Annotated in this window: 9 protein-coding genes and 1 pseudogene; 1 reads left to right on the top strand and 9 read right to left on the bottom strand. The window is 39.9% G+C overall.

All coding sequences use genetic code 11. From position 1 onward, the window contains the following. Positions 1-2 precede the first annotated feature (2 nt). On the top strand, positions 3-773 hold the full coding sequence (locus CRO21_RS12435; protein ID WP_097079633.1) for an IclR family transcriptional regulator: 771 nt from the start codon (positions 3-5) through the stop codon (positions 771-773). 83 nt (positions 774-856) lie between these two features. Here CRO21_RS12435 and CRO21_RS12440 read toward each other — a convergent pair whose 3' ends face one another. The 9 genes and pseudogenes from CRO21_RS12440 to CRO21_RS12480 all read right to left on the bottom strand — a co-directional run bounded on the left by CRO21_RS12440 (position 857) and on the right by CRO21_RS12480 (position 14,438). Further along, positions 857-3,064 carry an OsmC domain/YcaO domain-containing protein gene (locus CRO21_RS12440; RefSeq protein WP_097079671.1) on the bottom strand — a complete coding sequence of 736 codons (2,208 nt, stop codon included), beginning with the start codon at positions 3,062-3,064 and terminating at the stop codon, positions 857-859. Positions 3,065-3,454: 390 nt separating this feature from the next. Beyond that, positions 3,455-5,938, bottom strand: coding sequence for a TonB-dependent siderophore receptor (locus tag CRO21_RS12445; RefSeq protein ID WP_097079634.1), 2,484 nt, complete (start codon positions 5,936-5,938; stop codon positions 3,455-3,457). A 217-nt stretch (positions 5,939-6,155) separates the two neighbouring features. Then, positions 6,156-7,373, bottom strand: coding sequence for a type II toxin-antitoxin system HipA family toxin (locus CRO21_RS12450; RefSeq protein WP_097079635.1), 1,218 nt, complete (start codon positions 7,371-7,373; stop codon positions 6,156-6,158). Continuing rightward, on the bottom strand, positions 7,373-7,681 hold the full coding sequence (locus CRO21_RS12455) for a helix-turn-helix domain-containing protein (protein WP_097079636.1): 309 nt from the start codon (positions 7,679-7,681) through the stop codon (positions 7,373-7,375). The genes CRO21_RS12450 and CRO21_RS12455 overlap by 1 nt, the downstream gene beginning before the upstream one ends. 274 nt (positions 7,682-7,955) lie before the next feature. Next, positions 7,956-8,987, bottom strand: coding sequence for a FecR family protein (locus CRO21_RS12460; protein WP_097079637.1), 1,032 nt, complete (start codon positions 8,985-8,987; stop codon positions 7,956-7,958). A 30-nt stretch (positions 8,988-9,017) separates the two neighbouring features. Next, on the bottom strand, positions 9,018-9,557 hold the full coding sequence (locus tag CRO21_RS12465; RefSeq protein WP_228150442.1) for a sigma-70 family RNA polymerase sigma factor: 540 nt from the start codon (positions 9,555-9,557) through the stop codon (positions 9,018-9,020). Between the two features lie 89 nt (positions 9,558-9,646). Next, on the bottom strand, positions 9,647-10,534 hold the full coding sequence (locus tag CRO21_RS12470) for a DMT family transporter (protein ID WP_097079639.1): 888 nt from the start codon (positions 10,532-10,534) through the stop codon (positions 9,647-9,649). Positions 10,535-10,720: 186 nt separating this feature from the next. After that, positions 10,721-11,935, bottom strand: a pseudogene (locus CRO21_RS12475) (ammonium transporter); the annotation flags it as partial. A 139-nt stretch (positions 11,936-12,074) separates the two neighbouring features. Next, a complete protein-coding gene (locus CRO21_RS12480; protein WP_097079673.1) occupies positions 12,075-14,438 on the bottom strand; it encodes a DUF1989 domain-containing protein in 2,364 nt (787 codons plus the stop codon). Positions 14,439-15,000 lie beyond the last annotated feature (562 nt).

Genomic DNA, 15,000 nt, shown 5'->3' on the forward strand with positions numbered 1-15,000 from the left:
TTATGCTTAGTAATAATGATCGGTCTTTACAGGTTCTTGAAGCGTTATTAAAAGAAGTGAATGGCTGTGCATTAAGTCAGCTCTCTTCAGAACTGGATATCCCTAAATCAGCCATGCATCGTTTGTTAGGTGCCATGAAGGATATGGGTTATATCTATCAGGATGAAATCACCCAACACTATAAACTGACCCTGAAAATTGCCTCAATGGGTCTGACTTATCTTTCTTCCCGTTCTATTACAGAGACTTTTCAACCTTTTTTAAACGAACTGGCCCAACAATCAGAAGAACTTGTCCGCTTAGGTTTAATTGAAAATGAAAAAATTATCTGGATTGGGAAAGCACAGGGTGCAAAATCGGGTTTAAAATATGATCCTGATTCTGGTGGTGTGGCTTATCTTCCGGCTTCTGCATGTGGTCTTGCCTACTTATCCCATCTAAATCCACAAGATTTAAAACGTATTGTGGAACGTGAAGGATTCGAGAAAGCAGAAAATTTTGGCTCCAACTCACCTAAAAATCTGAAAGAGCTGGAAAAAATGATTCAGGCTTCTATTGATCAGGGCTATGGCTTAATTTGTGATACCTATGAATTGGGTATGACAGCAATGGCTAAAATTATTATTAATCCGACCACAGGCCAGCCTTTTGGGACGGTCAGTATCGCAGGTCCTTCAGTACGCTTAAATGATGCGAAAATACAGCGACTCGCTCCGGCCCTTTCTCAAACAGCCGAAAAAATTGGTCAGATTATTCATTTGGTGCACCGTTAAGTTTTGATAAAAAGTGATCGCTTGAGATCACTTTTTATTGATTTTTTCAAACATTCTATGCCTGATCAATCATATATCACTGTTCATTCACTTGCTAAACTGATCATTTTACTACGTGCCTTGTGCAGTTTTTTATAACTATCAATCAAGCGTAGATGACGATCCAGTCCTTCTAGCTGCATATTGGTTGGGGTCAGACCAAAGAAACGTACATTACCTTCTACTGAATCCAATACTGCATCCATTCGTATATCTCCAAACATACGACGGAAATTCACCACATAATCATCCAGTTCCAGTTCGTCATCTAATATAACTTCCAATACAACGTTTAGGCATTGGTAGAATAAACCACGTTCAACCGTATTGGTATTATATTGCAGGAAAGCCTCTACCTGTTCTTTAGCTTCTTCAAATTGCTTGAGCGCTAAGTGAATCAATAATTTCAACTCTAAAATCGTAAGCTGGCCCCATTCGGTATTGTCATCAAACTCAATGCCGATCAAGGTTTTAATTTCGGTATAGTCATCCAGTTCGCATTCTTCCAAGCGTTCCAGCAGTGCCTCAAGACTTTCATCATCCAGACGATGCAGGTTTAAAATATCGGCACGGAATGCCAAGGCTTTATTGGTATTATCCCAGATCAAATCCTCAACCAGATAAATTTCCGAATAATCCGGTACCAGAATCCGGCAAGCTGTGGCACCTAAATGCTCATATACCGCCATATAGACTTCTTTGCCCATTTCTTGAAGAATATCAAACAGGGTTGCCGCTTCCTCGGCATTGGCATTTTCCCCTTCACTTGAAAAATCCCATTCCACAAAATCAAAATCTGCTTTGGCACTAAAGAAACGCCAAGACACCACACCACTGGAATCAATAAAATGTTCGACAAAATTATTTGGTTCGGTGACTGCATTACTGCTAAAGGTTGGCTGTGGCAGGTCATTTAAACCTTCAAAACTACGACCTTGTAATAATTCTGTCAGGCTACGTTCCAGAGCCACTTCCAATTTGGGATGAGCACCAAAGGAGGCAAATACGCCACCTGTTCGCGGATTCATTAAGGTGACACACATCACCGGAAATTGACCACCAAGTGATGCATCTTTGACTAACACGGGAAAGCCCTGTTCTTCCAAACCTTTGATGCCTGCCACTATACTCGGATATTTTGCCAATACTTCCTGTGGCACATCAGGCAGTGTCATTTCACCTTCTAGAATTTCCCGTTTTACCGCACGTTCAAAAATTTCCGATAAACATTGTACTTGCGCTTCGGCCAAGGTATTCCCGGCACTCATGCCATTACTTAAAAACAGGTTTTCAATTAAATTTGAGGGGAAATACACCACTTCAGCATCGGATTGACGGATAAATGGTAATGAACAAATGCCACGTTCGGTATTGCCGGAGTTGGTATCGTATAAGTGCGAGCCAAGCAGTTCATCGTCCGGATTGTAAATTTCCAGACAATATTCATCGAGAATTTCTTCTGGCAGCTCATCATTTGGACCCGGTTTAAACCATTTTTCATCGGGGTAATGCACAAATTCGGCATTGGCAATCTCTTCACCCCAAAACTGATCATTGTAGAAAAAGTTGCAGTTTAAGCGTTCAATAAATTCACCCAATGCCGAAGCCAATGCACTTTCTTTGGTTGCCCCTTTACCATTGGTAAAACACATAGGCGATTGGGCATCACGAATATGCAAAGACCAGACATTCGGCACAATATTACGCCAGGATGCAATTTCAATTTTCATGCCCAGATTTGCCAGAATAGCGGACATATTGGCAATGGTTTGCTCTAATGGCAGATCCTTACCCGCAATAAACGTACTACTTTCAGCGGCAAGACTTGGCATGAGCAATGCTTGGGCATCTGCATCAATGCTTTCGACGTCTTCGATGATAAATTCTGGCCCAGTTTGTATAACCTTTTTAACGGTACAGCGATTTATCGAGCGTAGAATACCTTGACGGTCTTTATCGGAAATATCCGCAGGCAACTCAACCTGAATTTTAAAGATCTGCTTGTAGCGGTTTTCTGGATCTACAATATTATTTTGTGACAGACGGATATTGTCGGTTGGAATATCACGTGCAGCACAATAGACCTTGACAAAATAGGCAGCACATAAGGCAGATGAAGCAAGGAAATAGTCAAATGGTCCCGGCGCTGAACCATCACCCTTGTAGCGAATTGGCTGATCGGCAATGACGTTAAAGTCGTCGAACTTGGCCTCTTGTCGAAGATTATCGAGATAATTAACCTTGATTTCCATGCTGGCACCTAATAATGATGATGTGTCGGCATAGACACATAAAATTTCTAAATATTGATATAAGCCAAATGATAGATAATACATTGACTTAAAAAGCTCAACTTATGCGCTATATGTCGATGACAACAACGACTACACACATAAGTAAAGATCTTGCGGTATATGGCGGCTCATTTTACAGAATTATTGTACTTGATTAACGACTTTTATCTATTTTTCTCATTTATTTATCAGAATTGCTTAAAACAGGAACAGGATAGTTCAAGAATTTAGACAGTCCGGAGATTATCTTGAATATACCAATTGAAGAAAGTCCCTCTGCTTTTGTTACTATGCAGAGGGTAGAATTGTTCAATGATAATATAAAATATCAATCCCAAGATCGAAAGATTAGAATTTATACTTTAGACTTGCCAAAACATGACGTGGATTGCCATAAATCTCACTATAGCCTGACCATGAATATCCCAATTCGCTATAATATTTCTTATCAAATAAGTTGTTGATATTTAATTGTAAGCTTAAATGATCATTCACCTGATAAGTACCGCCGATATCAACAGTGGCATATCTATTTTGAGCAGTATAGTAATCTGTTTCAGAACGATACATTTTACTTTGTCCATAGATTGAAGCGCTTAAGTTAACTTTATCATAGGGTGCAGGTAGTTGATAATTAGTATAGATTTTCAAAAGATGCTGGGGTTCATCGGTGTTTATACGTTGTCCAATATTTGTCGCAATTGCATCTTTTTTATATTCAGCCTTAACATAGGTATAGCCTAAAGCAATTTGCCAATTTGGCGTAATTGCCCCCGTAATTTGAACATCCACACCATCACTTTGCACTTCTCCAGCAGCTCGAGAACATGAAATACTACCACTTGTAGGACAATTTTCTTCATCTCTTACTGCCCGATTTTGTTGTTTAATTCTAAAAATTGCCAAACTACTGGTGAGTGCAGCATCAAAATATTCACCTTTAATACCCAACTCGTAATTGGTCCCTGTTAATGGATCAAGTGTATTGCCATTTATATCAATACTGCTTTGTGGCTGGAATATTTCCGTGATACTGCCATACACCGAATGATTTTTATTGATATCATAAACCAAACCAAAATATGGCGTAAATTCAGCGCTTTCATCCAGACTTCTTTTCCATGTTGGCGTGGCAGTATACCACCCTGTTGTATCTTGCTGATACCAACCAAAGCGTCCACCGATCATGGCATATAATGGTTCAAATAGCTGTAAATTTACTGCCCCGAAAAGACCATGCTCTTCAGTTTTTCGTCCCCATAATAAAGGCGTTGTTGCAGGTTCGCCAATTAACCGATATGCATAAGGATTATAATTATTTATATCAATAATACGACCACCCCCTTGCCATGTCTCTCCACCTGTTGAATTATCTCTGCGATAATTTGCACCAAGCAGAAATTCATGTTTTCGATTAAATAAATTAAAATCACCATTTAAACGAATATCAAAAACATTCTGTTCCGTGCCATATTTCCAGCCAGACTCCACTTGATTAAACGTAGTTTCACTACCAGTGATACGCTCATTTAAACTGTATTTTGCATCAGAATCTGCTTTGATATGTGTTGCAGATGCTTTGATTGTCCAGTTGTTACTTAAAGTATGTTTTAGATCGGCAAAAATCGTATCGTTATCTCGATCCTGATAACTATTTGAAGTATCTAAATATGTTGATCGAGAATGGTTCATATGATTACCATTGGCATAGGTAGGGATCCCTAGAAATACTCCATTGGTTCGTGTACGCTGAATTGATCCACCTAAAGCAAGTGTCGTGTTGGCTGATAAATCTGCTTCAACTATGCCGTAAAAAGTTCCATTTTGGGTATTGGTTACATCGACGAAGCTATCGCTATCTTGCCATGATCCAGCAACACGTGCCCTTAAAGTATCTTGTTTATTCAAAGCATGACTCGCATCGATACTGACGTGTTGATTATTCCAGCTGCCATAACTTGCGCTCAAATTCAATAAGGGCTGATGTGTAGGCCGTTTACGAATTAAATTGATAGTCCCTGCTGGCTCACCCGCACCTTCAAGTAAACCAGTTGCACCACGAACAACTTCGACACGATCATACATCACCATATCAGCGGCCACATTTCTTTGATTAAATCCTGTTATATCAAGAGGAATACCATCAACATTGAGATGACCAATGCTAAATCCTCTTGCATAAGGGGTGGTTTCTTGACTGGAAATGCCTTGATTTTTTCCATAAAGGCCGGGTGTAACTTTAATGATGTCTTGCAAATCCTGTACATTAAAATCATCAATCTGTTTTCGAGTAATCACACTGACTGACTGCGGTGTTTGCCGTAATGATAAATTTAAACCCGTTGCAGTTGAAGTATCTTTAACTGTATAAGAGTTTTCATTTTCAGCACTCACCACAATTACAGGCAATTGCACTGTATTCGCATCACGATTCGCTGTACCTGCTGCATTGACCTCAATGGGATTTAATTGTCCCATATCACGCGCTAAATTATTCTGTTTTGCGGGTGACGGGTTTTCTACTAAAACATAGCCCTGTGCAGTCTTTGCTATTTTATAATGGGTATCCTTTAATAATTCTGCAAAACCCTGCTCCACATGATATGCACCTTGCACACCATTGCTGTTAATCCCTTTAATTTTTTCTGCATCAACGATCACAGATACGCCCGACTGCTGCGCAAATTTACTTAGGGTGCTTGATAATGTTCCAGCCCCAACGCTATATGTTTTAACTTCTGCCGATGCGTACACGATCGAGTTTAAACATAGCCCACTACTACCCAAAATCACCAAATGTAAAGCCAATGCAAGTGGTTTGATCTGGAACATAACCAGCCCCTTAAAAATATCAAGATTCATTCTTTATAACGATCATCTGATGATCACTACAACGTCCAAAAAAGCCAATTATGATTTTTAAATCTAAATCATTATTGCTTTTACTCACCTTGACAGTTGAACAGCAAGAAACTGGAACCAACTTTTGGAAAAAATTTAAAATTTTTATAATTTGCTTATATTTTAAGCAGAAATATCATGAATCGCATTAAAACACCGACATTGCACTTTGAGCAAATTCAGAATCATGCTGAGTCAACATCTTTTTATACAGGTGCTGTAATTCATCTTTCCACTCACGCATCTCCTGTAAAATCAATTCAGCCTGTTGCCGTTCCAGTAAGAATTGTTCGCTCATACTGAGGATATTTTCTTTATTGATCACATTGCCTTGTTTTCCGATTTGCATACTCAAGGTAGACGGCTTAAATTCCACATTCGGTACAACATCGTATAATGGAGCCAAATGCCAACGACCTTTTTTATAAATAAAGGCGTGATTTTTGGGGTGATCATCATTATTACCAATCATGGCATTGAAAATCATACGTTTGTAAAGCTCATGAATATCTTCAATCGCCAAACCTTTACGAATCATTTCATTGGCCATGAGTGGATATGACCAGCGACTATGATCAATACTTTTCCACGACGCATCCAGTAGAGTAAGACCACTCATTATAGGATAGCGTTTAAACTGCCCAGATTGTTCGTCATATTCACGATCAAAACGATCCAGAATTAACACATCTTTGGGCATATTATGATGCGTGACGGTTTTTAACGAATGCCCTGCCACGTTTAAACCTTTTTGTTGTGCGAACTGTAAACACAGAAATTCCAATCGAGGTATATTGACAATATCATCCCGATCTTTGGGTTTGGCCAGATAAAGTTTGTGTTGATCATATAAGGTGATTTTGGGACGTGCGCCGCCTAAAGATGTGGTTTGTGCCAAAGCCAAATGCATGCGTTGAATGGCTTCCCCATCCCGAATTGCATCTGAAAAATCAAGAAATTCATTTAAATGGATAAATGGTTGAAAATTTTCAGTAGTCGCTTTTTTGGTCACTCGCCTGATTTCACCCACACAAAGATTTCCAAAACGGTCGGCATTTTGCGCCTGAATTAAAAAATCCAGATCTGTCCAGGCACTATCCTTGTTATGCGCATAAATCCGTTTTAAAACTGCCTGTCCCCATGCATCAGGCATAATGTCCATCACAAAGCCGGGAATACCATCATTTGTGGTGATGGTATAGGGTGCCTTCCGCAGTGGATAATGAATTTCGTCAGGTACCCAATGATGCTGATAGTCAGGTGCATAGACAAATTGTCCAACGCCATTGTCTACAGATAATCGCCCTATCGTTACAAAATCAATCTGTTCTGGTAATTGTGCATAAAGATAAATGATCTGTTTCATCAAAAATTATCCTCATCTATTTTCGCCAGCCGAATTCTACGTTGTTTGGTTTTTTGTTCGGTTTCTGGTAAGGATTGATTTAACTGATCTAATATGCCCAAATACCATAATGCTTTAATGACGACACCGTATTCCACCGATTTGTCGCCGCGTTCGATTCTTTTAATAGTAGAAAGTGATGAGCCAATCGCCTGAGCCAAATCTTCCTGACGTAACTGTCGTTCAAGCCTTTTTTGCTTGATCAAAAATGCTAATTTTTCACAAAATATTTGCCCATCCAAAGGGAAAAAATTAATATTAACGCTCAAATTTGACCCCTTATAATAGTTAAAATATCATATATGAACTATAATATCAGTTGTAAACTATAATTCAAACCTATCAATGTATTCTTGTTCAAGAAGATGAAATATTCAATTCAACGAATCATCAGTTGCTTTTAGCTTATGGCTTGAAAATACGGACTGAGCTCGTTCAATTAATTACACTAGTTATAAGTTTAATTGAAATAAGCCATATCATTACAGAGTAGTCACTTACCCTGACTACTAACAATTTGTATTTGATTCATATCTCATTCCCCTATTCTGATAAATCCACCCAATAGATATATCCACCAATATGTTTAATTGATAATTGTGGTAATGCATTTTGTAACAATTGCATCGCATTCTCAGTATTATTCAATGGTACAACAGCCGTGACGTTGATATTTGCCAATTTCTTTTTATCATAATAAATATTACCTCGATGATGCTGATTTAATTGATCTAATACCACTGTAAGTGATTGTTCTTCTGCTACTAATGTTTGATTCTTCCATTCATATTCAATATTTTGAATATCCACGTTCGGCATAGTGTGAATACCATCATGGGTTAGATAGATGCGCTCACCGGCCTTGACTTGTCTTTCCTGAACAAATCCGTCTTTTATAGGATGTTTAGAAGAACGTGCAAGAACTTTGGATTCCAGCATGATCAAATCGGTATGGTCGATTTGATATTCCACACTAAATTTAGTACCCAATGCACGAATTGAACCTTGATCAACCAGTACACTAAATGGACGGGATGGGTCCGGTGCAACGTTTACTAGAATATCGCCTATAACCAATTCAATAATTCTTTGATCATTTGAATAGTGGATATTAAGTGCTGTTTTATTTTTTAAAGTGATTTGTGTCCCATCTGCCAGTGTCTCAGTACGCCACTCACCTGTTTTGCTACGAATATCTGCCAGCAAATAGGTCGGCGTATTTTGCTGGAAATACAGGGCTAAAGGTGTAAAGCCAGCCAGTAATAATAAACCATATTTTGTAGTGCGTGATTTGCCAGTTTTTTTCTTTTTTGACTGTAATAGAGGTTGAATCACTGTTTTATTTGAGCTGGGCTGCTGCTGGATAAGCTGCATTTGTGCAAAACACATTTCCAGTTTTTGGGCGATATGCAAATACTGGGGGTGTTCAGTTTTCCACTGTTGATAAGCATCTTGGGCCGACTGTTGCTCAACAGCGTCATCTGAATTGATCTGAATCAACCAGTCCGAGATCATTTCAGCAATGGCAAGTTCCTGATCTTGGTCAAGATCATTAGATGTGGGCTGATGCGGCACATTAGATTCCAGTAAAAAATTAAATAGGCGCTAAATATCAAATTCTAATTGGCGCTGAATGGTATAGCACGCCACTAAACACTGCGACAAATACTTTTGAATCATTTTGGTCGATACACCAAGCTGATTGGCAATTTCAACATAAGTATAGCCTTCCATAAAATGCGCCACAAATGCATGTCGTGCTTTCGATGAAACTTTATGTAATGCCAAACTGATTTGTTCTATGGCCGATAGAATCATCATACTTTGTTCAAGTGAGGTCTGCTGCTCGAGTTGCTGTTGTAATACTTGTAGTTCGGATAAATACGCAGCTTCAAATTGCTGCCTTTTAAGCTGATTAATCCAGATGTTTTTGGCTGTTGTGGTCAAAAAAGCTCGCGGTTCATGAATATCGAACAAAATCTGGTGTGATTGTAAAATACGGGCAAAAGTGTCTTGTGCAATATCTTCTGCATGATGTGAATTCCCCGTTTTCTTACGTAACCATAAATACAGCCATTCGTAATGTTCCTGATACAATAATGCCAAAGGCAGATCAGCGTTCAGACCGCTAGCCGCAAATTTCACAGTCCTAATTCCATTTTTAATTGGTGCTGCTATCATAATGCAGCTAAGAATTATTATCAATTGTAAATGTATTGGCTAAAATTGCATGCTTAAGCCCAAATCACCATAATTGCTGCAATCACAATCAACAATAATCCCAATTGATCTGTTTTGGCCAATTGTTCTTTAAAAAAATAAGCAGAAATTAATAAACTAAAAAAGATTTCAATTTGCCCCAGTGTTTTGACAATCGCAACTGATTGCATACTCATAGCGCTAAACCAACCCAAGGAAGCCAAAAAACTACATACACTCACTTTAAAAGTTAATCCGATGCGTTGCCACATTGCCCATAAGGTATGTCGACGACATAACCCCAGATAAAGCAATAAAATGATACATTCAAAACCAATCACCCAAGCCAGTACCCATGCCGCACGATGTAAAAATGGCAACATACCCAATTCAAGACTGGCTTCACGTACCAAAAGTGATGTAATCGCAAAACTCAAACCACTGCCCACACCGATCAGCAAAGTCGATAAAGACAGCGTCGTTTGATGACGCCCTTTACTGAGTAGAAATACAGCAACCCCACCAATCGCAACACCCAGATAACCCATAAATGTTAAATGATCGTGCAAAAAGATGACGCCAATAATGGCTGCCAAAATCGCCTCACTCTTGGCAAGGCCAACCCCAATGGCATAATTTTTTTGTTTAAAGAGCTGCACCATTAAAGCGGTTGCAATAATCTGGCTCAAGCCGGCAATCACAATATAAACCCAGAATTGAGCTGAAAAATTCACCTGCGCTACAATAGGTTTTTGCCAATAAAGCCCCGTCAAATAAAGTATTGCGAATGGAAATGCAAAAAGAAATCTTGCTAAAGTCACACCATACACATCAACACTGCTACTCAGTTGTTTCTGAAAGGCATTACGCCATGCCTGCATAAATGCAGCCATCAAAGTAAAAATTATCCAACTCAATGCCATATCCCAACCCAAGTCATTTCTAAGTGCACTAATGTACGCTTTTATCCAAAAACTCTCGATATTTTTTTATTTCAATTATTTAAAAGCTGAGAGGCAAAAGACCATAACGAGAAATGATTATTATGAGATCTGTGGCATAAAAATCCCCAATAAAAATTGGGGGCAATTCAAATCATACTTTTTCAGTTAACCATTATATGCACGTTCATTGTGATCAGAAATATCCAGTCCCTGCTCCTCATGTTCTTCACTCACCCGTAAACCGACAGTTAAATCAATGATTTTAAAGATTAGCCACGTAAAGAATGCACTATAAACTATCGTGACAATGATACCGATCATTTGTGCAAAAAATTGTGGTACAAATTGCAAGCCTTCAACATTGCCACCAAAAATAGGCGCAGCAAAGATTCCCGTTAAAATGCCACCCACAATGCCACCGATCCCATGCAAAGCAAAAACATCCAAGGAATCATCAATATTGAGTTTATGCTTGAGTCGGGTTACTGCAAAGAAACATACCATACCTGTCAATAAACCAATCACACTGGCACCAAACGGTCCGACAAAAGACGCTGCGGGGGTAATGCCCACCAATCCGGCAATTGCACCCGAAGCCAAACCGAGTGAGGTGACATGTTTATCGGTAATTTTTTCAATCAACATCCAGCCGACGATTCCGCCACAAGCCGCAACCTGAGTATTCATAAAGATTAAAGCCGCACTATGATTTGCTGCCAGAGCTGAACCGACATTAAAACCAAACCAGCCTGCCCATAACAACCCAGCACCAATAAAAGTATAAACCAGATTATGTGGTGCAAGACTTGAGGTTTTCCAGCCTTTACGTCGTCCTAGCATCAATGCACCGACCAAAGCTGCAATACCCGAATTGATATGTACCGCTGTACCGCCTGCAAAATCTAGTACACCCCAGTTATGCATGGCTGAACCAGGCCCACCCCAGACCATATGTGCCATCGGTGCATACACAAGAACTGGCCATAAAATCACAAACATAATCAAGGCACCAAATTTCATGCGTTCGGCATAGCCACCCACCACAATTGCGGGGGTAATCATGGCAAAGGTCATCAAAAATACGGTCAAAACATATTCTGGAATTTCGCCAGACATGGTGTACTCAGTCATCCCCTTTAAGAAGGCTTTGTCCAGTCCACCAATAAAGCTATGAATATTAAATACCCCTTCCTGCATGCCAGTAGCATCCACCACCAGACTATACAAAAAAGCGATCCACATCAGTCCCACAATGCCTGCAAAAGCAAAAAACTGGGTACAAATCGATAGTACATTTTTACCCCGAATCATACCGCCATAAAACAAGGCAAGACCGGGAATAAACATGATCATCACCAACACAGTTGCAGTAATCACCCATGCATCTCCGCTCCCCTAAATTTAAGGTGTCATTATCACAATGGTGTGTAGATTGTCATGCATCACACCATCATTCTCATCGGTTTTATTCAGCGTTTTAAATCAATTACTTTTAATAAGATAATGATTTAAATAGAGATTACGAACGTACACGAATACGTTCTGGATCGTAAAAAGGTAATGCCACCACTTGCGCTGTCAGACGTTTCTGTTGACCATCCAGCTTGCCTATTTCAACCGCAGTACCTAAATCTGCGTACTGTGGTGCAAGGCGGCACAGCGCAATCTGCTTTTGTAAAATCGGGGAATTAGTCGCACTGGTAATCACGCCCACTGGATAGCGTCCTGTACTTGGATAAACCAGATCACCATGTACAGCAGCTTGACTGTGTTCCAATACCAGACCCACCAATTTATGCCGACTTTGTGGACTTTGGTTTTGAATAGCATCTTTGCCAATAAAATTTTCTTCCTTGGTTTTTAAGGGCACAGTAAAGCCAATCCCCGCCTCAAATGGATTGGTCTGTGGGCTAAATTCATGTTCAGCAAAGATCAGTCCAGCTTCGATGCGCAACATATCCAGTGCATCAAAGCCCATTGGGGCAATCTCATAGGGCTGCCCAGCCTGCCAGATTGCATCCCAAAGCTGTGTGCCGTGATCGGGATGGCACCAGACTTCAAAGCCCAACTCGCCTGTATAGCCCGTACGTGACACCATCACTGGAAAACCTGTTGGTCCACCCAAGCGCCCCAAAGTAAAATGAAACCATGCCAGTTTCTCAATTGAAGGTTGATGTTCAGGTGTCCAGATCAATTGCTGTAATAATTCACGGCTATGTGGCCCTTGTACTGCTACATTATGAATCTGATCAGAAGATGCCCGAATACTGACTTGATAATTGAGTTTTTCAGCCTGCTGTTTTAGCCACACGCCTGTGTAGTCATCACCACAGACCCAACGGAAATTGTTCTCCCCCATACGGAAGATCGTGCCATCATCCAGCATTCCGCCTGTTTCCAGACAAATCGCCGAATAGGCAATTTCACCAATTGCTAGTTTTCTGACATTACGTGTCAGGGCATATTGTAGAAATTTCTCGGCATCCGGCCCGACCACTTCAAACTTGCGTAATGCAGAGAGATCAATCATCGCAACCCGTTCCCGACAGGCTAGATATTCAGATTTTGCTCCCCACCCATCGTATTGTGCTGCTACCCAATAACCACGATAATCGACGATATGTGAGGTTAAAGTCGCAATACGTGGATAAAATGCACTATTTTTAGTCATACGAGGCATCTCCTCAGGCGTAACACGGTAAGCGATTGATCGGGGAAAATATTCACTTTCATCATAAATTCGTACATGAATATCAGTCGGTATCCAGCCATTAGACGGATCAATGTCATCTGGACAGGCAGAAGATGCACACACTAAATCTTTGGCGGCACGTAACAACACATAATCACCCGGTCTGGACCATGGCTCGTCCATAGAAATCGTGCCACAGGCTTCAACTTGGGTGTTATAGAAGAAATTAATCGCAGGCCAAGCAGTTTTTGCAGCAATACCATGGCACTTCAGGACTTGATTAAAATTTTCGGTACAGGAAATATGCCCGAAATAGCCACTATCTTCATAAAATTTTGGGCTACAGGCAGTAAGAAACATGTCATGCCGCCCCACGGTATCCTGCACCATTTCGACCAGTGTTTGCATATTTGCCCCAGCAAAACGGGAGTGTAATCCAGGCGTGGGTGTACTGTGTCCAAGCAAAGTCCGTGTGGCAACTGCATCCAAACCTATTTCTTTGCCTTGCGCCAGTGCTTCGGCATCAAAGGCTAAAAAATCAGAACATTGCTTGCCAGAAACATCGATAATTTGTATCCATTGCCCTGCTTTAACCCGATAAGTTTTGGCACTGGCACGAGGAATACGGATTTCTTGTACGGGTGTTGCCAAGGGTTCAGGCAAATATTCTGTCAAGGCTTGTTGTGTATGTATAATTGCAGTGATCTCATTAATACATGCGTGTTGATCGATGCATAAATCTTGACCAGTATTAAAGACCATCATTTTTCCATCTTCAAGACAGCTAAATTTGATGTTTTGTGTACCGTCAATACAGACAATACGTTGTAGATCTTGCACATCAATCTGATGCTGCTGCAATTGTTGTTTTAAGCGCAGACTGGATTGACGATTTTGTTGTAATTGTGCCAAAGTCTGGCTGGCAGCAGTAATTTGAATGGTCCCTGCATCACTCATGGCTTGCACTAAACTGGGTTTAAAATATCCGTTAAGATCACGAATTAACAACTCAAGGCTTTGTCCTTTGGGAAGACAAAATTCAATCACATCACCTTGCTGAATATTGATTACTTTGAGATATTGTGCATCAATACGAATATTCAGTGCCTCAATTGGTTTTTGCAAATGAATATAATGCGCACCAATTTTGGCATTTTGCCTTTGCGACTGCTCCTGCAAAAGTTCAGACATATATAATACCTTGATCATTAAAAATTTATTCCAAAGCACACTGGCTTATCTAGGGTCTGTCATCATTTGATAAATAGGTTGCGTTGTAGGCTAAAATTTCTTCAAACAAGGCATGAAACGCAGGCAATGGTTATTCCCTTGTCAAGTTTCATAACGAAGTTTGGGGGAATTTTAGCCACAACCCTACGGGACAAGGAGATTTTTTGACGCTACTGCGTTATGAATAGTTCATTTAGAATGACTAAATCTCACTATTCATGCCTTGTATCGCCTAAAAAATGTCCATTGTCGCAACCATAGATTAAATGGCGACAGACCCTAGCCAATATCTAAAGTTTTTATGCAAAGCACAATCGCCCCAAAGGCATACTTAAAAATAGGTAAGTAAATTTACAGACCTTGGCATAATTTGTGCTAAAAATAACTAACAGGAATATTTTTTAATTTACAGGATATTTTAAAATGCGATTTAATACTGGATTTTTTTCTTATCTCATTCAGATGCAGACAATGATAGACAAAGCAAATTTGTTGCCAGATCTTGCCTTCATTATTTAAAAAG

It is taken from the genome of Acinetobacter puyangensis, assembly GCF_900096995.1.
GTDB classification, from domain to species: Bacteria; Pseudomonadota; Gammaproteobacteria; order Pseudomonadales; family Moraxellaceae; genus Acinetobacter; species Acinetobacter puyangensis.